The organism is Nocardioides panaciterrulae, from assembly GCF_013409645.1.
Taxonomy (GTDB): domain Bacteria; phylum Actinomycetota; class Actinomycetes; order Propionibacteriales; family Nocardioidaceae; genus Nocardioides; species Nocardioides panaciterrulae.
On record NZ_JACCBG010000001.1, the window covers coordinates 3,005,221 to 3,026,226 of the forward strand.

Consider the following 21,006-nt stretch of genomic DNA (forward strand, 5'->3'; position numbering starts at 1 on the left):
CGCTCAGGAGCGCTGCTGCACGACCTCGACCAGGTCCGCGACCGAGTCCACGACGCGGGTGGGGCGGTAGGGGAACGTCTCCACCTGGTCCGGGCGGGTCGAGCCGGTGGTCACCAGCACCGTGCGCAGCCCGGCCTCCAGCCCGCTGATGATGTCGGTGTCCATCCGGTCACCGACCATGACGGTCGTCTCGGAGTGCGCCTCGAGCCGGTTCAGCGCGCTGCGCATCATCAGCGCGTTGGGCTTGCCGACGAAGTACGGCTGGCGTCCGGTCGCGGTCGAGATCAGCGCCGCGACCGAGCCGGTCGCCGGCAGGGTGCCCTGGATACTCGGGCCGCTGGGGTCGGGGTTGGTCGCGATGAACCTGGCCCCGCCCTCGATCAGCCGGATCGCCCTGGTGATGGCCTCGAAGGAGTAGGTCCGGGTCTCCCCCAGCACCACGTAGTCGGGGTCCCGGTCGGTCATCACGTAGCCGATGTCGTGCAGCGCGGTGGTCAGTCCCGCCTCGCCCACGACGTACGCCGTGCCGTGCGGACGCTGGTCGGCGAGGAACTGCGCGGTGGCCAGCGCCGAGGTCCAGATCGCCTCCTCGGGGACGTCGATGCCGCTGCCCAGCAGCCGGGCGCGCAGGTCGCGCGGGGTGAAGATCGAGTTGTTGGTCAGCACCAGGAAGCGCAGCCCCGAGGCCTTCAGCGCCTCGATGAACTCCTGCGCGCCAGGGATCGGCACCTCCTCGTGGACCAGCACGCCGTCCATGTCGGTCAGCCACGTATGCACCGGGCGGGTCGAGGTCATGGTGGCCATTGTGGTGGACCCCGGCTCCTGGTCGCCGGGCGGCACTCCCTGGCGCCTCGGCACGAGGGGTTGATGGGCTCTTCTCTCGCTTGATGGGCGTTGCAACGGCCCCCAACCGAGGGGATCCCCGGCCAGCCGGGGATTCCTGCACCGCCACGCCCACCCGCAGGGAGTCAGTGGCAGGGGGTCAGTGGTTGCGGGCGGGGCGGTGGGTGCGGGCGACGTCCTTGGCGCGGCGGTACGCCGCGACCGCGGCCAGCTGGGAGTTGACCTCGAGCTTGCGCAGCACGGCCTTGACCTGGCTGCGCACGGTGGCCTCGGAGACCCCCGCCATCTCCGCGATGCCGCGGACCGAGCGGCCGTCGTAGAGCAGGGAGAGCACGTTGAGCTCGCGGGCGGTCAGGGAGTCCATGCGGGCGACGAGCCGGCGTTCGTCCTCCTCGACCTCGCGCCACTCCCGCACTAGCCGGCGGCGGACGGTCTCGTCCATCACCGTGCCGCCGGCCGCCGCCGACGAGACCGCGACCACCAGGTCGTCCAGCCCGGTCGAGGTCGGCATCACCGCGAGCACGCCGTGGGTCAGCGCCGCTCCCCAGCGGGGGCTCTCGGGGGCGTTGGTGAGCAGCAGCCACCGGACCGAGTCGGCGGTCTCGACCATGTCCGCGACCTCGGCGAGCCGCTCGGGCCGGTCGAGGTCGCACAGCAGCACCCCGACGACTGCCTCGATCTGCACCAGGTGGGCGGCGGCCTCGCGCAGCTGGCGGGGACCGGTCGGCCACCGGTAGTTGGCCACCGGGAAGCCCCGGGTGGCGAGCGCGGTGCGGACGGCCTGCCCCACCAGGTACTGGTCGGCGAAGAGTCCGACCGGTGTCCGCCGCGGCTCAGGTCCCGGGTTCGCGGAGGTCATGGTCATCGGTCCCCCGAGGTGGTCCGGTGGGCACCACGTGGGCCACACCTGGGTGCGCGGGTGCACGTGGTGTTGATGGTGGCACGGTCCGTCCCCTCATCGATCGTCGCTTCCCTCATGCTGGCGGCGGCGACGCGGGCCCCGACGGCGGCTAGGCGGTAGTCCCCTACTTTTGGGGATTCCCCGATCCGGGCACCAGGCGGACAGTTGAGTGGTCGAGTCCCCCCACTCGATTGAAGCGACTCACCAGTCGCGTCATGGACCGACAGCTCGGCGGCCGCAGGTCGTCGGCACGGTCCAGCGGTGTCGCCGCGCGGCCCCCGCGGAGGCGGATCGCCGCGACGCGACTGGTGGGTCGTCGGGTGTTCGACGGAGCATGGGGACGCATGGGAGGGGCGGGTCAAGCGCAACACGCAAGTGTTCCTCAATAAATGGTATCCGTCGTCAAAACGCGGTACGAGTCCCGAAGGAGCGCCGTAGCGTTCCTGGACATGGCGGGAATCACGTTCGCAACGCGACCGCCGCACGTAACGCTCGTAGCTCGGGAGGCGACGGACGTCCGGCCCGATCGCAGCCGCCGGCGCGCACGCCGGCTGACCAGACTGGCGCACCTCCCCGTGGCGCTGCCGATCACCGGCGGGTGGTCCTGGCGCGGATCCATCCTGATGTTCGCGGTGCTGCTGCACCCCTACCTGCTCGTGCTCGCGCTGCCCTCGACGGGGGCGGAGCGGCTCCACACCGCCGACGAGATGAGTCGGCTGCTCGCGACCAACGGCATCCTGGCGGCGGCGGTGATCCTCAAGTACGAGTGGCGGCTCACCCGCCGTGCCAGCACCGGCTGGCTCGCGATGGCGCTCGGCTTCCAGGCCGCCCAGACGATCCCGTTCGCGCTGCTCTCGCTGCAGGCCCCGGCAGCCGGCCGGTTCGACTCCGTCGTGGGCACCGCCCAGGTCCCGGCCACCGTGGTCGTGCTCGCGCTGGTCGCGATGGCGGCGCGCGGCACCTGGATCCCGGTGCGCAATCCGCTCACCACCGGCCTCCTCCTCGGCGGCGCCGTGGCGGCCGCGCGGCTGGTGCTCTTCCGCGCCGGCCTCGACCCGAGCCTGGCCCTCGACGGCCCGGCCCGCGTGGTCGACGCCGTCCTGGTGGCCCTGGTCGTGGTCGCGACGATCGTGGTGCTCTCCCGCTCCCACCTGCTGCCGGGCTGGGCCCGCCTGCGGTTCGGGGCGTTCCTCGGCTGCCTGGTGGCCAGCCGCCTGCTGGCGACCGGGTCCCCGTCCCAGCTGCGCTCCGCGCTGTCGGTGCTGGTGCTGGTCGCCGGTGTCGCGGCGCTGCTCGGGGCCGCCGCGGTGATGCTGCGTCAGGGCATCCGCGACAACGTCCGCCAGCTGGCCACGCTGGCCCACCGGGCCGCGGCGGCGGAGGTCAACGTCCGGGACGGCCGCGAGCGGATGCACGAGCTGCACGCCACCGTGGCCGGCATCGCCCAGGCCTCCCGGCTGCTCCTGCACGGCGGCGGCCCGTCCGGCGGACAGCGGCGCCGCCTCGAGGCGCTGCTCGACTCCGAGATGGCCCGCCTCGAGCGGATGCTGAGCCGGCGGGGGCGGCAACCGGTCGGCGCGGTGTGCCTGGACGAGCTGCTCCGGCCCCTGGTCGAGACGCAGCTGACGCTGGGCGCCGACATCGACCTCGAGCCGACCCCGCTGCGGGTGCTCGGCCGGGCCGACGACCTGGCCGAGGTCGTGCACATCCTGCTCAGCAACGCGGCCCGGCACGCTCCGGGCGCGCCGGTCACGGTGCGCGCCAGCCGGACGACCGACGGCCGGACCGAGGTCCGGGTGGCCGACCAGGGGCCGGGGGTCCCGGCCTCGCTGCGCGCCTCGCTGTTCACCTGGGGGGGTCGCCGCGCCGGATCGCCCGGGCAGGGCATCGGCCTGCAGCTGGCGAAGCGGCTGATGCTGGAACAGGCGGGGAACCTGACGCTCGAGGACCGCGGTCGCCCGGGGGGCGCGACCTTCGTTCTCACCATCCCGAGCTGCCCTCCGGGGACGCCATGAGAAACCCGCGTGGATCGACCAAGGTCGCCCTGGTCGAGGACCATCTGCTGTTCGCCGAGTCGCTCGAGATCGCGCTCGGCATGGAGGGCTACCAGGTCCGCCGGATCCCACTGCCGGCGCGACCCAGCTCGCTGGGCGCGGTGCTGGCCAGCGTGCTCCGCGTCCAGCCCCGGATCGTGCTGCTCGACCTCGACCTCGGCGCGCACGGCAACGGCGTACGCCTGATCGAGCCGCTCGCCAAGGCCGGCATCGCGGTCGTCGTGGTCACCGGCTCACTGGAGCGCACCCGTTGGGGCGAGTGCCTGCGCTACGGCGCCCGCACGGTGCTGACCAAGACCTCACCGCTAAACGACATCCTCGCCACGGTCCGCCGGCTCAACGACGGCTTCCCCGTCATCGACCGGGCCGTGCGCGAGGAGCTGATCGCCGAGTGGCACCAGAACCGGGTCGAGAACCACGAGGCACGGCGCCGGCTCGACGACCTGACGCCGCGCGAGCGCGAGGTGCTGCGCCAGCTGATGCAGGGCCACCAGGTGCGCGACATCGCCCGCATCAACGTGGTCTCCGAGGCCACCGTGCGCACCCAGGTGAAGTCGATCCTCGCCAAGCTGGAGGTCTCCTCCCAGCTGGCCGCCGTGGGCCTCGCCCACGAGGCCGGCTGGCGGCCCTCCGACGTCTGACCCGTCCAGACCACCGGCCCACCGGCGGCGGCTCCGTGCCGCCGCCGGTGGGCTGCGCCGTTGACGCGGCGCGGCGTACCCCGCCGGGACTATGGCGGCGCGCGGGGGATGCCCCAATTTCGGCATGACCTCCCCTCGGCCGCTCCCTACGTTGAGTGCACCGGCTCGGGACTGGCGCGGGCCGGGCAGGGGGGGAAGGAAGCCGATGAGTTCAGCAAGCCGGGGGGCGAGCCGGTCGATGCCGACCGGACGGGACGCGGTGCTCGGATGAGCTTCGCGGTCAGGAAGGGCCTGGCGGTCGCGCCCGAGCCCGCCACCGATCCGGCACCCGAGCTCGCCGCCCGGCGTCCGCGGATCGCGGCGCTGGGCTCTTGGCGGGTGCGCACGCTCGCTCTCTGCCTCGCCGCCGCGGACCTCGTGACCGCCGCCGTCGTGGTGCTCGGCTGGCGCCTCAGCGGTCCCGCCTCCGGGAGCCTGCTGGTGCTGACGGCCGTGCCCGTCATGTGGGTGGCGCTGCTCGCCGGCACCGGTTGGTACGCCGGGCCGCGGACCCGCAGCGACTCCCTGCTGGGCAACGCGGTGCTGCTCGCCGCCACCGGCTGGACCCTGGCGGCGGCGACCGGCCACCGCCTCCCGGGCGAGGTCCTCGCGCTGGTCGCCGCGCTGGTCGCGGCCGGCAGCCTGGGCCACCGCCGGGCGCTGCGGGCCTGGGCGAGCCGGCGCGGGGTCGCGTTGCCGGGCCACCGGCACCGTGCCGTCGTCGTGGGTCACCCCGGCGCGGTCGACGAGCTGGCCCGCGAGGCGTCCCGGGCCCGCGCGGAGGGCCTCGAGGTGGTCGGGGTCTGCCTGCTGGACCAGCAGGTCGACCTGCTGCGGCTGAGCGACGACGTGCCGGTCGCGGCGGGGCTGGGTCACCTGGCCGGGGTCGTGGCGATGTCGCGGGCGGACACCGTCGTACTGCTGCCCTGCTCCCACCTCGACGCCGCCACGGTCCGGCGGACCGCCTGGCAGCTGGAGGCGCGCGGCACCCGGCTCCTGGTCGGGACCCCGCTGCACGGCGTGGCCGCGTCGCGGGCCCGGCTCGCCGCGGTCGGCGACCCGTCCCTGCCGATGGTGCACGTGCGGCACGCCCGGCTGCGCGGGCCGGCCCGCGTGGTCAAGGAGATCTGGGAACGACTCGCCGCGACGCTCGCCCTGCTGCTGCTCGCGCCGGCGCTGCTGGTGCTGATGGTCGCGGTGCGCCTCGACTCCCCCGGCCCCGCCCTCTTCCGCCAGACCCGGGTCGGCCGGCACGACCGCCCCTTCTCGATGCTCAAGCTGCGCACGATGACCGTGGACGCCGAGGACCGGCGCACTGCCCTGGCCGAGCACAACGAGGTGGACGGCAACCTCTTCAAGATCCGCAGCGACCCGCGGGTGACCCGGCTCGGCCGGCTGCTGCGGCGTTCCTCGCTCGACGAGCTCCCGCAGCTGATCAACATCGTGCGCGGCCACATGTCGCTCGTCGGCCCGCGGCCGGCGCTGCCGACCGAGGTCGACGCCTACGAGCACGACGTCCGGCGCCGGCTGGTGGTCAAGCCCGGTCTCACCGGGCTGTGGCAGGTCTCCGGCCGTTCCGACCTGCCCTGGGACGAGGCGGTCCGGCTGGACCAGACCTACGTGGACAACTGGACGCTGCGCGGGGACCTGGCCATCCTGGCCCGCACCTTCGGTGCCGTGGTCGGGCGGCGCGGGGCCTACTGAAGGGGCCAGCTGCCGGTCCGCGGCCGGGGACGCTCAGCGGCGCGGGAACAGCACCACGATCGTGCGCGAGGGGTCGTCGCCGAGGATCCGCCCGCCGAGGGACTCCGCCACGGCCCGGGCCGCCTCGAGGCGGGTCAGGTCGGCGGCGCGGGCGCCCTGGGTCACGCCGGCCAGGCCCTCCGAGGTCACGCGCACGCGCAGGTGGCCGCCGTCCTGGCCCAGGAAGACGATGCGCACGGCGCCGGTGCCCCGGTGGACGACGTCGGCGAGGAGTAGGTCCAGGACCTGCTCGACGGGGCCCGGGGTGTAGGTCAGCGCCAGGTCGCCCTCCGCGGAGGCCGACAGCGTCCGGCCCCGCGCGGCCAGCCGGTCGGCCCAGCGCTGGGCGAGCTGGGTGGCGAGGTCGACGAGCGGGAGCTCGGCCCCGGCGACCAGCGTGCCGCCGCGGGAGAGCTCGACCAGCTCGCCGGTGACCTCGTCCATCGCGTCCAGGCGCGCCAGCCCGCGCCCGGCCGAAGCGCGGACGTCGGCCGGCAGGTCCGCACGCTGCGCGAGCTCCTCCAGCTCCAGCCGGAGGCCGGTCAGCGGGGTGCGCAGCACGTGCGAGGCCCGCTCGGCGAAGTCCCGCTCGCGGCGGATCCGGTCCTCCAGCTGGCCCGCGCTGGTGCGCAGCGCCTGGGCGATCGCCCGGGCCTCGGGGATCTTGGAGCGGGGCAGCTCGAGGTCGAAGCGACCACGGCCCAGCGCTGCGGCGGCGACCGCGAGCTGGCGGAACGGCGCGGACAGCATCCGGGAGAGCAGCCAGCCCAGCAGGCCGGCCAGCGTGGAGAGCACCCCCAGCAGCACGATCGCGGAGCCGATGTCGCGGCGGATCACGTCGCTCACCACCTCGGCCGAGTGCGCGACCACGACGGTCCCGTCGTAGACGGTCGCGGTCGCGGACAGGTCGTCGCCGGAGCCGTCGTACCCGGGCCCCTCGACCCTCATCGGTCGACCCTGGTGGGGCAGGTAGGTCAGGCGGCTGGCGCTCGGCACCAGCTCGGTGAGCAGCTCCCGGTCGACGCGGCCGCCGGAGGTCTCGCGGGCGTCCAGGATGCGCACGATCAGCGCGGCCTCCTGCTGCAGGTGCTCGCTCTCCTGCTCCCGGACCAGGTCGCGGAGCACGAAGGCGCGCACGATGCCGGCCCCGAGGAGCACCAGGATGGAGAGGACGACGAAGGCCGCGGTGAGACGGTTACGCATCCGGGGGGCCGCCCTCGAGGCGGAAACCCACGCCCCGGACGGCCACGACACGGTCGGTCACGCCGACACCCTCGAGCTTCTGGCGCAGCCGACCGATCGTGACGTCGAGCGTCTTGGTCGAGCCGTACCAGTTCGCGTCCCACACGTCGGCCATCAGCCGGCTCCGGGAGACCACCTTGTCGCGGTTGGCGGCCAGGATGGTCAGCACCTCGAACTCCTTGCCGGTCAGCGCCACCTCGTCCTGGCCGGCGTACACGCGCCGGGCCGGCACGTCGATGCGCAGGCCCTGGGCGGCCTCGTCCCCGTGCCCGTCGGTGGCCCCGCCGGTGGCGGTGCGCCGCAGCAGCGCGCGCACGCGGGCCTGCAGCTCGGCCAGCCCGAACGGCTTGGAGAGGTAGTCGTCGGCGCCGTAGTCGAGACCCACCACCCGGTCCAGCTCGCCGGCCCGGGCGGTGACGATCATGATCGCGCCCGAGAACCCGCTCTCGCGGGCCCGTCGGCAGACCTCGAGCCCGTCCATGTCGGGCAGCCCGAGGTCGAGGATCATCACGTCGACGGGGTTGCCGGCGACGTGCTCCAGCGTCTTCTCGCCGCTGTCGAGCCAGGTGACGTCGTACCCCTCGCGCTCCAGCGTGCGGACCAGGGGGAAGGCGATGTCCTCCTCGTCCTCCACCACGAGGACCCGTTGTGCCATGGGAGGGAGCATAGAGGCAGGGGATGACTCGTGGGACGAACGGTCAGCCGGCGGCGCGTGCCCGGCCGGCCCGATCGCGCCGACCGAGCACGACCGCGAGCACCAGCAGCAGCCCGGCCCCCACGAGCAGGCCGGCCCGGGCCGGCGGTCCCAGGGCGAGCAGCACCAGGTAGGGGTAGCCGACCCACGGCACCGCGAGCACCACCCGGTGCACGGTCGGCCGCCCGGTCGCCAGCGTTTCCGGGGTCCCCGAGCCCGCCGCGGACGGCGGCTCCCCGGCGGTGCGGACCCGGCCGTGGTCGACGGCGACGACCCGGCGGGTCACGGTCCGCGGACCCTGCGCCGTGGACTCCCGGAACGTGACGACGTCGTCCACCCGGACGTCGCTCAGCGGCACCGCCCGCTCGATCAGCAGGGTCCCCCGGGACACCCCGGGCAGCAGGTCGGCACCGGTCACGACGTAGCGGTGCAGGCCGAAGCAGGCCGGTAGCAGCACCAGGAGCGTGACCGGGAGACAGATGGCCAGCACCACCAGCAGCCGGAACCACGACGACGTGGCCGGCCGTGACGACGAGACGACGATCTCCATCGAGCCCTTTCCCGAGGACAGGAGCTGGAGCGGCGGCCGACCCGGAGCCCCCCGCCCCGAACCGGCCACCCACTCACGGTGTCGGGCGACCGGCGGGTGCTCCCTCCCCGAGCACCTGCCGACCTCCCGCCCCCTGTGGGTCCGGTCGCCCGGGCCCGGAGGGAGCCTACGGCTCGGCGGCCCGCGCCGGGGCAACACCAGGTCCACGGGAGCTCAACGGTTCGGTAACGGCCGCCGTCAGGACTCCGCGAACAGGTCCCCGCGCTCCTGCACCCGGCCGAGCACCTCCTCGAAGGAGAACTGCTCCAGCCCCAGCGGGTCCTCCGCTCCCGCCTCGACCTCCGCCCAGGTCACCGGCGTGGCCACCAGCGGTCGCTCGCGGCCGCGCAGGGAGTACGGCGAGACCGTCGTCTTGGAGCCGGCGTTCTGCGACCAGTCCAAGAACACCTTCCCGGACCGCTTCGCCTTGGTCATCGTGGCGGTGACCAGCCGCGCGTGCTCGCCCTGGAGCTCCTCGGCGACCTCGCGGGCCAGCGCGGTCGACTCCTCCGGCGGCAGCCGTCGCGGCAGCCCGGCGTACAGGTGGAGGCCCTTGCTGCCGCTGGTGACCGGACGGGCGGCCAGCCCCCGCTGCTCGAGCTTGTCGCGGACCAGCAGCGCCACCCGGCAGCACTCGTGCAGCCCGGCCGGCTCCCCGGGGTCGAGGTCGATGACCAGCCGGTCGGCGTTGCGCGGACGGCCGTTGCGCCCCACCGTCCACTGGTGCACGTGCAGCTCCAGCGCGGCCAGGTTGACCAGCCAGGTCAGCGTCGCGAGGTCGTCGATGATCGGGAAGGTGATCGTGTCGCTCGTCCCGGAACCGGAGCGCGACCCGGTCGTGGGCACGGTCGCGGTCCGGACCCAGGTGGGGGTGCCGGCGGGGACGTTCTTCTCGAAGAAGCTGGCGCCGCCGACCCCGTGCGGCCAGCGGATCCGGGTGACAGGCCGGTCGGCGAGATGCGGCAGCAGCACCGGCGCGACGCGGGCGTAGTAGTTGAGGACCTCGCCCTTGGTCGTCCCGGTGCGGGGATAGAGCACCTTGTGCAGGTTGGAGATCCGCAGCGTCCGGCCGTCGACGTCGACGTGCACCTCCTCCCCCGACGCCACGGCTCAACGTCCGATCGCGACGACCGGGACCCGGGCCCCGTCGAGCCGGGTCAGCAGGCGGCGCAGGAACCAGCGCGGGGCGCTGACGCAGCCCGCGGTGGCGCCCCGGCCGTTGACGTGCAGGAAGATCCCGGCGCCCCGGTGGCGCACCTGCCGGTGGTTGAAGGAGGTCACCAGCGCGTACTCGTACTGCACGGGATAGTCGCTGAGCCGCTCCGAGCCGTTCTCGTCGCTGGCCGGCAGCCACCAGCGGAAGCCGCCCTGGCGCTGGTTGCGGTAGCGGTTGTAGAACCGCGAGCCGTTGTCCTCGACCCAGAAGTCGCCCGCGCGGATCCGGCGGTAGCCGAGGTCCCAGCCCGCGGCCTTCGCGTGCGTGCCGAAGGCCCATGGGAGGCGGAAGGTGCCCAGCGGGGTGGTGCCGGTGCCCTGCTCGCGCCGGCCTGCGGCGACCAGGCCGCCGTACCCGATCCGGCCGTCGGCGGCCCGCATCCGGCGCACCCAGCCGCGCTGGCGCAGCGCCCACAGCGTCACCCGCGCGTGGTAGCCGCGGGTGTGCCGCACGGTCACCACCTGGCGGGTGCCGCGGCGCGGGTGGACCGTGACGCCGTCGAGGACCACCGAGTCGGTCGCGGCCTGGGCCGGGCCGGTCCCGGGTGAGCCGGGCGCCAGCACGAGCGTCGTGGCGATCAGCGCGGCGGCGAGGAGCGGAGCCTGGAGGGAGCGCACGAACTCACCCTGTCAGATCCTGGGCGCCCGGCCGGGCCCGGCCGGATCGGTCGGCGCGGCGGGCGCCAGGTCGTCGGGCGCCAGGTCGCTGCGGACCCCCTGGTACGACGGCTGCCGCAACCGCTGCCGGCGCGAGGCGTGGTGGGTGTCCACGTCGACCACGACGACCGGCCGGACCCACCGGGTCCCGCGCGCGTCCTCCCGGGGCACCTCGTCGTCGAACGGGCTGTCCTTTCGGCCGAGCGGGGCGAGCAACTCGGTGAGGACCCGGGCCGCCCGCGCGCCGATGCCGCTGCCGACCCGGCCCCGATAGGACAGCCCCGCGGCCGTGGGCTCCCCCACCAGCAGGGCGCCGAGCCGGTCCGTCGTCCCCTCGACCGGCCGCCAGCCGCCCACGACGTAGGAGATCCGGTGCCGGTGGGCGAACTTCAACCAGTGCGGTGAGCGGACCCCGAAGTCGTAGCGCGAGTCGCGACGCTTGCTCACGATGCCCTCCAGGCCCTGCTGGAGCGTCGCGTCGAAGAGCATCGATCCGTCGTCGTAGGACGGCGGCACCTGCCACGTCGACTGCTCCAGGCCGAGGCCGAGCAGCAGCTCGCGGCGCCGCTCGAGCGGTTCGCGGGTCAGGTCGCGGCCGTCGAGGCGCAGCAGGTCGAAGACCATGTAGGTCGCGGGCGTGGCGCGGGCCAGCCGGGCCGCGGCCGTGGCCCGGCGTACGTGGATCCGCTCGGCGAGCTCGCGGAAGTCCGGCAGGCCCTCGGCGTTGAGCGCGATGACCTCGCCGTCGACGAGCAGGTCGCGGGCGCCGAGCGGGGGCGTGCTCAGCTCGGGCCAGGCGATCGTGACGTCGTTGCCGTTGCGGGTGGTGAGCCGGGCGGTGTCGCCGCCCGCGGTGACGTCGGCGAGGATGCGCACGCCGTCCCACTTCACCTCGTGCGCCCACGCCTCACCGGTGGGGACGTGCCGGCCCGGGGAGGCGAGCATCGGCAGCATGCGCACCATCATGCCCCGCACTCGAACCCCGCGCTCGAACCCCGCACTTGAACCCCGTACCGGAACCCCGGGCCCCGCCCGCATGCATGTGGGATGCGGGAGCCGGGAACTGTGGCGATACTGGCCGGGGGCAACGATGCCCGCGACCGAACAGTCGTCCACCCGAGAGGCTTCCCCATGCGTGCGATCTGGAAGGGCGCGGTGTCCTTCGGGCTGGTCAGCGTGCCGGTGAAGCTCTACGCCGCCACCGAGTCCCACGACGTGTCCTTCCGCCAGGTCCACGCCAAGGACGGCGGCCGGATCCGCTACCAGCGGGTGTGCGCGATCGACGGCGAGGAGGTGGCCTACGCCGACATCGCCAAGGGCTACGAGACCGAGGACGGCGAGATGGTCGTCCTCACCGACGACGACATGGCCGAGCTGCCGTCCACGTCCTCGCGTGAGATCTCGGTCGAGAAGTTCGTGCCGAGCGGTCAGATCGACCCCATGCTGCTGGAGAAGTCCTACTACCTCGAGCCGGAGAAGTCCGGGGCCAAGCCCTACGCGCTGCTGCGCCAGGCGCTCCTCGACGCCGACCGGATGGCGGTCGTGACCGTGGCCCTGCGGCAGCGCACGACGGTCGCGGTGCTCCGGGTCCGCGACGACGTGATCGTCCTGCAGACGATGATGTGGCCGGACGAGATCCGCACGCCCGACTTCTCCGTGGAGACCGGCGAGGTCAAGGACGCCGAGGTGAAGATGGCGCACATGCTGGTCGAGACGCTCGCCGGCGACTTCGACGCCTCCGAGTTCGAGGACGACTACGCCGAGGCGGTCGACGCGCTGGTGAAGACGAAGATCGAGGGCGGCGAGGTCCGCCGTACCCCCACCTCGACGAAGTCCTCGGGTGAGGTCGTCGACCTGCTCGCCGCCCTCCAGCGCTCGGTCGACGCCGCCAAGACCGCCCGGGGCGAGTCCGCCTCCGCGGGCGGGTCCGCCGGCGAGGCAGCGGCCGAGGCTGCAGAGGAGGAGCCGGCCGAGAAGACCGGGACGAAGAAGTCACCCGCCCGGAAGCCGGCTGCGAAGAAGGCCCCCAAGAAGGCCCCGGCCAAGAAGGCTCCCGCGAAGAAGACCGCTGCCAAGAAGTCCCCGGCGAAGTCCTCGACCCGCAAGAAGGCCAGCTGAGCGAGGTTGAGTTGGGCCTCCCGCCGGGTTGAGTTGGGCCTCCCGCCGGGTTGAGTCGGGCCTCCCGCCGGGTTGAGTCGGGCCTCGCCCCGGGTTCAGTCGGGCCGGCCTGTTTCGGCGATGACTTCCGCACGCCGCGGCGGTCAGCATCGGCAGGACACGACGACGGGAGTACGCGATGAGCACCATGCCCGGGGAGCCCTGCTGGATCGAGCTGTTCACCACCGATACAGATGCCGCGGCGGCCTTCTACGGCCGGCTGTTCGGCTGGACCGCCACAGAGCCCGACGAGCAGTACGGCGGCTACCGGATGTTCGAGCGCGAGGGCCGGCCGGTCGCCGGTCTGATGCGCAAGGACGCCTCCATGGCTGGCCCCAGCGCCTGGTCGGTCTACCTCGCCACCGACGACGCCGCGGCGACCGTGCGGAAGGCGCGGGACGCCGGCGCCCAGGTCGTCGTGGAGCCGATGCAGGTCGGCGAACTCGGCCACATGGCCATGGTCGTGGACCCGGCGGGGGCCGCGGTCGGCGCGTGGCAGGCGTTGTCGTTCCCGGGGACCGTCGACCGGGCCGTGGACGGGGCGCCGGCGTGGTTCGAGGTTCTGAGCAAGGACTACGAGACGTCCGTGCGCTTCTACGCCGACGTCTTCGGGTGGGACGTGCAGACCATGAGCGACACCCCGGACTTCCGCTACACGACGCTGGGCCGCGACGAGCACGCGCGGGCCGGGATCATGGACGCCGCCGCGATGTTGGGCGAGCGACCGTCGCGGTGGCAGTGCTACCTCCAGGTCGCCGACACCGACGCCGCGGTCGAGCGGGCGGTCGGCGCCGGCGGCTCCGTGGTCGTGCCGCCCGATGACACGCCGTACGGCCGGCCGGCGGTGTTGCTCGATCCCGAGGGCGTGCCGTTCGCCCTGATGGGGCCGGCCACCGATTGACCGACTGACCAGGCCCAACTGAACGCGGCGCGGGGCCCAACTGAACGCGGCGCAGGGCCCAACTCAACGCGGCGCGGGGCCCAACTCAACGTGGTTCAGACGGTTTCCCAGCGGAACAGCCGCGCCGCGAGGAGGGTCAGGACCAGCGTGAAACCGGCGAGGATCGCCATCGGGAGGAGGACCGCCGAGGCGGGCTCGCCGCGCACCATCACGTCGAGCATGCCGTCGTTGAGGTGCCGCAGAGGAAGCATCTCGGAGAGCACCTGGAGCCAGTGCGGCATGAAGTCCAGTGGGAAGAACGAGCCGCTGAGGAACGACATCGGCAGAACGCAGAAGTTGGCCATGTTCACGGCGCCCTCGGTGGTGCGGGCCACCGCACCGGCCAGCAGCCCCACCGCCATGAAGCACAGGGTGCCGACGACGAGCAGCGGCACGGCCGCGGGCCACGCCCCGGTGAGCCGCAGTCCGAACGCCGCCGAGCCCAGCCCGACGAAGATCGCCATCTGGACCAGCGCGATCGTCACGGTCACCGCGACCCTGGCCCCGACCACGGTGCGCGTGGAGACCGGGGCGAGCTGGAGCCGGCGCAGCAGCTTGCTCTGCCGCCAGCCCTGCAGCGTCGCGGCGGCTCCGAAGCTCGCGCTCATCGCCACCGCCCAGCCGAGCAGCCCCGGTGTCGCGAACTGGATCGCACCCAGCGAGTCGTCCTCGACCTGCTGGACATCGAGCGAGTAGCGCGGCGGCTGACCACTGGCGGCGAGGTTGCTGGCGTCCACGAACGACGCGAGCGCGCCCTGCGTCATCGCCGCCTTGGTCCGGTCGGTCTGAGTGTAGTGGGCTACGACGCGGTCGCCGTCCATCTCGACCGCCACGTCCGCGTCGCCCTTGCGGACCTTGGCGATCGCCGCGGCCCGGTCCTGGGTGTGGCTCACCTCGAAGGTGTGCATGAACGCCTGCTCGGCGCCGGCCGGCAGCGAGTCGAAGACCGCGACATCGCCGATCTCGATCATCTCGACGCGGGACTGACCCTGGTCGCCGAGGATGCCGCCGAAGAGGACGAGGAACATGAGCGGGAACACGACGGCGAAGAAGACCGACGCCCGGTCGCGCACGAACCCCTTGAGGATCGCGGCCGACAGGCTGCGGAAGGCTGACGTGGACGCGCTCATGCGCGGTACTCCCGTCCGGTCAGGTCGAGGAAGACGTCCTCGAGGGTGCCGGTGTGCACCTGCACCCCGTCGAGCAGGTCGCGCTCGGCCAGCCCGGTCAGCACCAGGGTCGGTTCACGCGTGGTCAGCACCGTCCCGTCCGGCGTCGCCACGACGTCGCCGACGCCGGGAACGACGCGCAACCGTTCGAGGTCCGGCCCGGGAGCGACCGTGATCCGGGTCGGCGCGTCCAGCCCGCGCACCAGCTTGGCCGGGGTGTCGAAGCGCAGCACCCGCCCGCGGTCCATGATCGCGACGCGGTCGCACAGCGTCTCCGCCTCGTCCATGTAGTGCGTGGTGAGCACCACGGTCCGGCCGGCCTCGTTGATGCCGACCAGCAGGTCCCACAGGTTGCGGCGGGCCTGCGGGTCGAGCGCCGCGGTGGGCTCGTCGAGGAAGACCAGCTCGGGGTCGTGCACGAGCGCGCAGGCGATCGAGAGCCGTTGCGCCTGGCCGCCGGAGAGGTCGCCGACCCGGGTCGCCGCCTTCTCGACCAGTCCCACGCGCTCCAGCCACTCGTCCGCGCGCCCCGCGGACACGGCGTACAACGAGGCGAACGTGCGCAGCTGCTCCCGGGCCGTCAGCCGCTCGAAGAACGACGAGGCCTGCAGCTGGACGCCCATCCTCGGCAGCAGCCGAGGGTTGCGCGGCCAGGGGCTCTCCCCCAGCACCCGGACGGTCCCCGAGTCGGGGCGCCGCAGGCCCTCGACGAGCTCCAGCGTGCTGGTCTTCCCCGCGCCGTTCGGGCCGAGGATGCCGACGAACTCGCCCTCCGCCACGTCCAGGCTGACACCGTCGACCGCTCGCAGCTCCCCGTAGGCGAGTGCGAGGTCGACCACCTCGATCGCTACCACAGCCGGACCCTAGCGAGGACCGGGCGCCCGCGTCGGCGACATTCCCCGGATGCACCTGGCGCGACCGGCAGAAGTCGCCGATGGTCGCCCCGGCCCCCGACCAAGGTCGGGGGCCCTCAGCCTCCGGCTCGGTCCCCGGCCAGCAGCGGCCAGGGGCGTGCCTGCTCGAGCTGCGCGGAGAGCGAGAGCAGGGTCGCCTCGTCGTCGGTGCGGCCCACCAGCTGGACGGCCACCGGCAGCCCGTCTGCGGCCGGGCCGCAGGGCACCGCGGCGGCGGGGTTGCCGGCGACGTTCCAGAGCGCGGCATAGGCGATCATCGGCATCGCCCGGAGCGAGGCGCGCAGCGAGCCGACGCCCTCCAGCCGGCCCACCCGCGGCGGCCGGGGCGCGATCGCCGGGGTGAGCAGCACGTCGATGTCGTCGAAGGCCCGGTTCGCGCGGGAGGAGACCTTGCCGGTCTCCCGCAGCGCCCACTCGCGCACCCGCGGGGTCACCCAGCCGCCGAGACGGCAGGTCTGGCGGGTGCGCCGCTCGAGCCGGTCGTAGTGCTCGACCTCGCCGGCCTCGGCGCGGATCCCGGCGAAGAACTGCGGCACGAAGGCCGCGGTGGGGTCGGGCAGCGCCGGGTCCACCTCCCTCACCTCGTGGCCGAGGTCGGCCAGCAGCCGGGCGGTGTCCTGGACCGCCTGCACGTGCCGCGGGTGGGGCCGCACGCCCCGGGCCGACGGCGTGGTGGTCCAGCCGATCCGCAGCCGGCCGGGCTCGCGCTCGGCGGCCCCGACGAACGACTCGCTCTCCCCGGCCCGGAAGAGGTCGCCCTCGACGTTGCCGCGGATCGCGTCGTAGACCAGCGCGCTGTCACGCACGCTGCGGGTGAGCGGACCCGCGGTCCCCAGCGCCCACCACAGGTGCGGCGCGGGCGCGGTGGAGACCCGGCCGCGCTGCGGCTTGAGGCCGAACAGGCCGCAGCAGGCGCTGGGGATCCGGATCGAGCCGCCCCCGTCGCCGCCGATGCCGGCGGGCACCAGGCCGGCCGCGACCGCCGCGGCCGTGCCCCCGCTGGACCCGCCGGGGGTGCGCGAGGGGTCCCACGGGTTGCGGGTCAGGCCGCGCGAGACCGACTCGGTGAACGGCCAGGCGCCGAACTCCGGCATCGCGGTCTTGCCGATCACCACCGCGCCGGCCGCGCGGAGCCGGCGGACCAGCTCGGCGTCCGCGGTCACCGGCGTCTCGTTGCCGTCCCCGCCGTACGTCGTGACGCAGCCGGCGACGTCGACCTCCTCCTTGATCGCGATCGGCACCCCGTGCAGCGGACCGGGCGTCTCCCCCGCGGCCAGCGCCCGGTCGCGCGCGTCGGCCTCGGCCCGCGCCTGCTCGGCGAGGACGACCGTGAACGCGTTCAGGGCGGCGTTGCCGGCGTCGATGCGCGCCAGCGCCTCATCCACGACCGCGCGGGCCGAGGTCTTCCCGGTGGTGAGGAGCCGGGCGGTCTCGGCGACGCCGGCGCGTGCTAGGTCGGTCATCCGGCCAGCCTAGAACGTGTACCAGAACGACGGCTCAGGTGGACGGGCCGGCCTGGACTCAGGCCAGCGAGTCGACCCAGGCCTGGTGCAGGTCGGAGAAACGCCCCTCGCCGCCGGCGATCAGCTGGGCCGGGCTGCCGTCCTCCACGATCCGCCCGTGCTCCATCACCAGCACCCGGTCGGCGATCTCCACGGTGGAGAGCCGGTGGGCGATGATCACGGCCGTGCGGCCGGCGAGCACGGTGCGCAGCGCGTGCTGGACCATCCGCTCGGAGGGCACGTCGAGCGACGAGGTCGCCTCGTCGAGGATGAGTACGGCGGGGTCGGCGAGGAACGCGCGTGCGAACGCGACCAGCTGGCGCTGGCCCGCGCTGAGCCGGCCGCCCCGGTTCGCGACGTCGGTGTCGTAGCCCTGCGGGAGCGCGCTGATGAACGCGTGGGCGCCCAGCGCCCGGGCGGCGGCCTCGACCTCCTCGCGGGTCGCCTCCGGCCGGCCGAAGCGGATGTTGTCGGCGACCGTGCCGGAGAAGAGGTAGTTCTCCTGGGTCACCATCACCACGGCCTCGCGCAGCGACTGCGAGGACAGCTCGCGCAGGTCCACGCCGTCGAGCAGGACCCGGCCGTCGACCGGGTCGTAGAAGCGGGTGGCCAGCTTCGCCAGCGTGGTCTTGCCGGCGCCGGTGGTGCCGACCAGGGCGACGGTCTGGCCGGCGGGGATGGTCAGCTCGAGGTCGGGCAGCACCGGTGCGTCGTCGACGTAGGCGAACCGGACGTGCTCGAAGCGCAGCTCGCCGGCCGGCGCGGACAGCGGCACCGGCTGCGCCGGCTCGGGCACCGACGGCTCCTCCTCGAGCACCCCGCTGAGCTTCTCCAGGGCCGCCGAGGCGGACTGGAAGGTGTTGTAGAACTGCGAGATCTCCATCATCGGCTCGAAGAACTGGCGCAGGTAGAGCAGGAACGCCGCCAGCACCCCGACCGTGACGTCGCCGTGGTAGGCCCGGTAGGCGCCGTAGAGCAGCACCACGCCGATGGTCACGTTGCCGATCAGCTTGATGCCGGGCATGAACCAGGCGACCAGCCGGAACGCGTGCAGGTTGGCCCGGCGGTACTGGTCGTTGACGTCGTCGAAGATCTCCTGGTTGCGCGGCTCGCGGCGGAACGCCTGGACCGCGCGGATGCCGCCCATCGACTCCACGAAGTGCACGATCACCAGCGCGACCTTCTCGCGGGTGACCCGGTAGCTCTTCGCCGAGGACCGGCGGAACCAGTTGGTCAGCCAGGCCAGCAGCGGCCCGCACAGCAGCGCGACCAGGCCGAGCTTGACGTCGAGGACCAGCAGCAGGATCGCGGTGCCGACCAGCGTCAGCGCCGCGGTCACCAAGCCGTCGAAGCCGGTCTCGAGCATCTCGTAGATCGCGTCCACGTCGGAGGTCTGCCGCGAGATCACCCGGCCCGAGGTGTAGCGGTCGTGGAAGGCCGGGCTCAACGCCTGGAAGTGCCGGAAGATCCGGCGCCGGATCTCGAACAGGATGTCCTGCCCGATCTTCCCCGAGCTGACCAGGAAGCGGTTGCGGGCGATCGCCTGGGTCAGCGTCGCGACCAGCACCAGCCCGACGATCCACAGCAGCGGGCCGGTGTCGCCGGTGGCCCGGATCGGCGGGATGCCGCGGTCGATGCCCTCCTTGACCAGGTAGGGGATCGACAGCCGCGCGACGTTCTCCACGACCACGACGAGCAGCAGCAGCTTCAGGGCCCGGCCGTACGGCGCGAGCAGCGACCGCAGCAGCCGGCGGGACCGGTCGGCCAGCCGCACCGACGTGGCGTGGGTGAGCTCCTCGCCGAGGTCGTCGGCGGCGACGCCGCGCCACTCCTGCTCCTCGACCGGCTGGGTGGCCGGCTGGCCGGGCGGCGGGGTGGACGGCTGGGTCGTCCCGGTCGTCGTGCTCACGCCTCCACCGCCTCGGGGTCCAGCTCGAGCTCGGGGTCAAGGCTCTCGGCCGAGAGCAGCTCGCGGTACTCCGGGACGGTCTCCAGCAACACCCGGTGGTCACCGACGTGGGTGATCGTGCCGTCCTGCAGCAGCGCCACCCGGTCGGCCAGCAGCACGGTCGAGGCGCGGTGGGCGACCACGAGCCCGGTCGTGTCAGCGAGCACCCGGCGCAGCGCCTCCTCGACCAGCCGCTCGGTGTGCACGTCGAGCGCCGAGAGCGTGTCGTCGAGCACGAGCACCCGGGGCCGGGCCAGCACCGCGCGGGCGAGCGCCAGCCGCTGGCGCTGGCCGCCGGAGAGGGCCATGCCCTGCTCCCCGACCCGGGTGTCCAGGCCCCAGGGCAGGTCGTGCACGAAACCGGCCTGGGCGACGTCGAGGGCCGAGGCGATCTCGTCCTCGCCCGCGTCGGCGCGGCCGAGGGTGAGGTTCTCCCGGGCGCTCATCGAGAACAGCGTGGGCTCCTCGAAGGCGGTGGCCACCAGCTGCCGCAGGTGCGGCAGCGGCAGGTCGCGCACGTCGACGCCGTCGATCGTGATCCGGCCGCCGGTGACGTCGTAGAGCCGCGGCACCAGGCCGGTGAGGATGGTCTTGCCGGACCCGGTCGCGCCCACCAGCGCGACCGTCTCGCCCGGCGCGAGGTCGAGGTTGACGTCGCGCAGCACCGGCTCGTCGGGGGCGTCGGGGAAGGCGAAGTCGACGTGCTCGAAGCGCAGGTGCCCGCGCGGCTCGGCCACCTCGGTGGTGCCGGAGACGATGTCGGGCTCGGTGTCGAAGATCTCCAGGATCCGGGCCGCCGAGGTCATCGCCTCCTGGGCCATCGCCAGGATCACGCCGAGGGAGGAGACCGGCCAGACCAGCGAGAGCATCAGCGTGATGAACGCGACCAGCTCGCCGGGGGTGAGCCGGCCGTGGCCGACGCCGATCGCGCCGAGCAGCAGCACCACGACCACGGCCAGGTTGGGGATCACCTCGAGGAACGTCCAGAACCGCGCGGAGAGCCGGACCTTGTCCATGCTGGTCGCGTGCAGCTGCCGGGCGGCCGCGTCGTACTGCTCGGAGACGTGCGCGCTGCGGCCGAAGGACTTGATCACGCGGATGCCGACCGCGCCCTCCTCGGCCCGGGTCGCCAGGTCGCCCTGCTCGTCCTGGACCCGCCGCGAGACCACGACGTAGGCCTTCTCGAAGCGCATCGAGAGCCACACGATCGGGGCGGCGGTGGCGGCCACCACCAGCCCGAGCGGCCAGTACATGTGCAGCAGCACGCCGGTGACGACCGTGACCTGGAGGATGTTGATGACCAGGAACAGCAGCCCGAAGCCGCTGAACCGCCGGATCGCGGACAGGTCGGTGGTCGCCCGGGAGAGCAGCTGGCCGGACTGCCACTTGGTGTGGAAGCTCATCGGCAGCTGCTGCAGCCGCTCGTAGAGGTCGTGGCGCATGGCGGTCTCGAGGCCGAGCACCGCGTTGGACTGGACCCAGCGGCGGATGAAGATCAGCACCGCCTCGAGGATGCCCAGGCCGAGCGCGAGCAGCCCCAGCGGCAGCACCGGCCCGATCTCCCGGTCGGTGATCGGGCCGTCGATCAGCGCCTTGGTCACCAGCGGGATCGCGATGGTCAACCCGACCCCCGCGACGGAGGCGGCGGCCATCACGGTCAGGGACAGCGCGTGGGGGCGGAGGTAGCCGCGCAGGCGCCACAGCGAGTGGACCCCGGCGGGCGGGTCCGTGCGAGAGATGGTTGACATCGTCATCCAT

General features: G+C 73.6%; 18 protein-coding genes. 5 read left to right on the forward strand and 13 right to left on the reverse strand.

Translation table 11 applies throughout. The features are described from left to right. Positions 1 to 3: 3 nt before the first annotated feature. Together BJZ21_RS14325 and BJZ21_RS14330 are read right to left on the reverse strand one after the other, a co-directional pair. Positions 4 to 795: an HAD-IIA family hydrolase gene (locus BJZ21_RS14325; RefSeq protein ID WP_179664366.1), complete on the reverse strand. Its 792-nt coding sequence runs from the start codon at positions 793 to 795 to the stop codon at positions 4 to 6. Between the two features lie 187 nt (positions 796 to 982). Beyond that, a complete protein-coding gene (locus tag BJZ21_RS14330; RefSeq protein WP_179664367.1) occupies positions 983 to 1,708 on the reverse strand; it encodes a helix-turn-helix transcriptional regulator in 726 nt (241 codons plus the stop codon). Between the two features lie 611 nt (positions 1,709 to 2,319). Here BJZ21_RS14330 and BJZ21_RS14335 point away from each other — a divergent pair. The 3 genes from BJZ21_RS14335 to BJZ21_RS14345 all read left to right on the forward strand — a co-directional run bounded on the left by BJZ21_RS14335 (position 2,320) and on the right by BJZ21_RS14345 (position 6,182). Then, positions 2,320 to 3,759, forward strand: coding sequence for an ATP-binding protein (locus BJZ21_RS14335; protein WP_179664368.1), 1,440 nt, complete (start codon positions 2,320 to 2,322; stop codon positions 3,757 to 3,759). Beyond that, positions 3,756 to 4,439 carry a LuxR C-terminal-related transcriptional regulator gene (locus tag BJZ21_RS14340; RefSeq protein ID WP_179664369.1) on the forward strand — a complete coding sequence of 228 codons (684 nt, stop codon included), beginning with the start codon at positions 3,756 to 3,758 and terminating at the stop codon, positions 4,437 to 4,439. Before BJZ21_RS14335 ends, BJZ21_RS14340 begins: the two co-directional genes overlap by 4 nt. Positions 4,440 to 4,706: 267 nt before the next feature. Beyond that, positions 4,707 to 6,182, forward strand: coding sequence for an exopolysaccharide biosynthesis polyprenyl glycosylphosphotransferase (locus BJZ21_RS14345; protein ID WP_179664370.1), 1,476 nt, complete (start codon positions 4,707 to 4,709; stop codon positions 6,180 to 6,182). A 33-nt stretch (positions 6,183 to 6,215) separates the two neighbouring features. Here BJZ21_RS14345 and BJZ21_RS14350 read toward each other — a convergent pair whose 3' ends face one another. From BJZ21_RS14350 to ligD (BJZ21_RS14375), 6 genes are all read right to left on the reverse strand, one after another. Next, positions 6,216 to 7,424 (reverse strand): histidine kinase dimerization/phospho-acceptor domain-containing protein, encoded by a 1,209-nt coding sequence (locus tag BJZ21_RS14350; protein WP_179664371.1) that lies wholly within the window; start codon positions 7,422 to 7,424, stop codon positions 6,216 to 6,218. Further along, positions 7,417 to 8,118, reverse strand: coding sequence for a response regulator transcription factor (locus tag BJZ21_RS14355; RefSeq protein WP_246298508.1), 702 nt, complete (start codon positions 8,116 to 8,118; stop codon positions 7,417 to 7,419). The genes BJZ21_RS14350 and BJZ21_RS14355 overlap by 8 nt, the downstream gene beginning before the upstream one ends. 43 nt (positions 8,119 to 8,161) lie before the next feature. Continuing rightward, the gene (locus tag BJZ21_RS14360; protein ID WP_179664373.1) at positions 8,162 to 8,707 is read right to left on the reverse strand and encodes a hypothetical protein; all 546 of its coding nucleotides are present in this window, start codon (positions 8,705 to 8,707) and stop codon (positions 8,162 to 8,164) included. Between the two features lie 237 nt (positions 8,708 to 8,944). Continuing rightward, a complete protein-coding gene (gene ligD, locus BJZ21_RS14365) occupies positions 8,945 to 9,853 on the reverse strand; it encodes a non-homologous end-joining DNA ligase (RefSeq protein WP_179664374.1) in 909 nt (302 codons plus the stop codon). 3 nt (positions 9,854 to 9,856) lie between these two features. After that, the gene (locus tag BJZ21_RS14370) at positions 9,857 to 10,579 is read right to left on the reverse strand and encodes a L,D-transpeptidase family protein (protein WP_179664375.1); all 723 of its coding nucleotides are present in this window, start codon (positions 10,577 to 10,579) and stop codon (positions 9,857 to 9,859) included. 12 nt (positions 10,580 to 10,591) lie between these two features. Then, on the reverse strand, positions 10,592 to 11,584 hold the full coding sequence (ligD, locus tag BJZ21_RS14375; RefSeq protein WP_246298509.1) for a non-homologous end-joining DNA ligase: 993 nt from the start codon (positions 11,582 to 11,584) through the stop codon (positions 10,592 to 10,594). A 165-nt stretch (positions 11,585 to 11,749) separates the two neighbouring features. Here ligD (BJZ21_RS14375) and ku point away from each other — a divergent pair, with 165 nt between their 5' ends. Both ku and BJZ21_RS14385 read left to right on the forward strand, forming a co-directional pair. Beyond that, complete coding sequence (gene ku / locus BJZ21_RS14380) at positions 11,750 to 12,736, forward strand: non-homologous end joining protein Ku (protein ID WP_179664376.1); 987 nt, start codon at positions 11,750 to 11,752, stop codon at positions 12,734 to 12,736. 178 nt (positions 12,737 to 12,914) lie between these two features. After that, positions 12,915 to 13,676 carry a VOC family protein gene (locus BJZ21_RS14385; protein WP_179664377.1) on the forward strand — a complete coding sequence of 254 codons (762 nt, stop codon included), beginning with the start codon at positions 12,915 to 12,917 and terminating at the stop codon, positions 13,674 to 13,676. Between the two features lie 95 nt (positions 13,677 to 13,771). On the opposite strand, the gene BJZ21_RS14390 is transcribed toward BJZ21_RS14385, so the two are convergent. From BJZ21_RS14390 to BJZ21_RS14410, 5 genes are all read right to left on the reverse strand, one after another. Then, positions 13,772 to 14,845: an ABC transporter permease gene (locus BJZ21_RS14390; protein ID WP_179664378.1), complete on the reverse strand. Its 1,074-nt coding sequence runs from the start codon at positions 14,843 to 14,845 to the stop codon at positions 13,772 to 13,774. Then, a complete protein-coding gene (locus tag BJZ21_RS14395) occupies positions 14,842 to 15,738 on the reverse strand; it encodes an ATP-binding cassette domain-containing protein (RefSeq protein ID WP_179664379.1) in 897 nt (298 codons plus the stop codon). Before BJZ21_RS14395 ends, BJZ21_RS14390 begins: the two co-directional genes overlap by 4 nt. A gap of 116 nt (positions 15,739 to 15,854) precedes the next feature. After that, a complete protein-coding gene (locus tag BJZ21_RS14400; RefSeq protein WP_179664380.1) occupies positions 15,855 to 17,261 on the reverse strand; it encodes an amidase in 1,407 nt (468 codons plus the stop codon). 58 nt (positions 17,262 to 17,319) lie between these two features. Next, positions 17,320 to 19,209, reverse strand: a complete 1,890-nt coding sequence (locus BJZ21_RS14405) for an ABC transporter transmembrane domain-containing protein (protein WP_179664381.1) — start codon at positions 19,207 to 19,209, stop codon at positions 17,320 to 17,322. Continuing rightward, the gene (locus tag BJZ21_RS14410; protein WP_179664382.1) at positions 19,206 to 20,996 is read right to left on the reverse strand and encodes an ABC transporter ATP-binding protein; all 1,791 of its coding nucleotides are present in this window, start codon (positions 20,994 to 20,996) and stop codon (positions 19,206 to 19,208) included. The genes BJZ21_RS14405 and BJZ21_RS14410 overlap by 4 nt, the downstream gene beginning before the upstream one ends. Between the last annotated feature and the right edge of the window lie 10 nt (positions 20,997 to 21,006).

Coding starts and splice junctions, on each gene's coding strand:
- BJZ21_RS14325 (WP_179664366.1), bottom strand. CDS start 795: ATGACCTCGACCCGCCCGGTGCATACGTGGCTGACCGACATGGACGGC.
- BJZ21_RS14330 (WP_179664367.1), bottom strand. CDS start 1,708: ATGACCATGACCTCCGCGAACCCGGGACCTGAGCCGCGGCGGACACCG.
- BJZ21_RS14340 (WP_179664369.1), top strand. CDS start 3,756: ATGAGAAACCCGCGTGGATCGACCAAGGTCGCCCTGGTCGAGGACCAT.
- BJZ21_RS14345 (WP_179664370.1), top strand. CDS start 4,707: ATGAGCTTCGCGGTCAGGAAGGGCCTGGCGGTCGCGCCCGAGCCCGCC.
- BJZ21_RS14350 (WP_179664371.1), bottom strand. CDS start 7,424: ATGCGTAACCGTCTCACCGCGGCCTTCGTCGTCCTCTCCATCCTGGTG.
- BJZ21_RS14355 (WP_246298508.1), bottom strand. CDS start 8,118: ATGGCACAACGGGTCCTCGTGGTGGAGGACGAGGAGGACATCGCCTTC.
- BJZ21_RS14360 (WP_179664373.1), bottom strand. CDS start 8,707: ATGGAGATCGTCGTCTCGTCGTCACGGCCGGCCACGTCGTCGTGGTTC.
- ligD (WP_246298509.1), bottom strand. CDS start 11,584: ATGATGGTGCGCATGCTGCCGATGCTCGCCTCCCCGGGCCGGCACGTC.
- ku (WP_179664376.1), top strand. CDS start 11,750: ATGCGTGCGATCTGGAAGGGCGCGGTGTCCTTCGGGCTGGTCAGCGTG.
- BJZ21_RS14385 (WP_179664377.1), top strand. CDS start 12,915: ATGAGCACCATGCCCGGGGAGCCCTGCTGGATCGAGCTGTTCACCACC.
- BJZ21_RS14390 (WP_179664378.1), bottom strand. CDS start 14,845: ATGAGCGCGTCCACGTCAGCCTTCCGCAGCCTGTCGGCCGCGATCCTC.
- BJZ21_RS14400 (WP_179664380.1), bottom strand. CDS start 17,261: ATGACCGACCTAGCACGCGCCGGCGTCGCCGAGACCGCCCGGCTCCTC.
- BJZ21_RS14410 (WP_179664382.1), bottom strand. CDS start 20,996: ATGTCAACCATCTCTCGCACGGACCCGCCCGCCGGGGTCCACTCGCTG.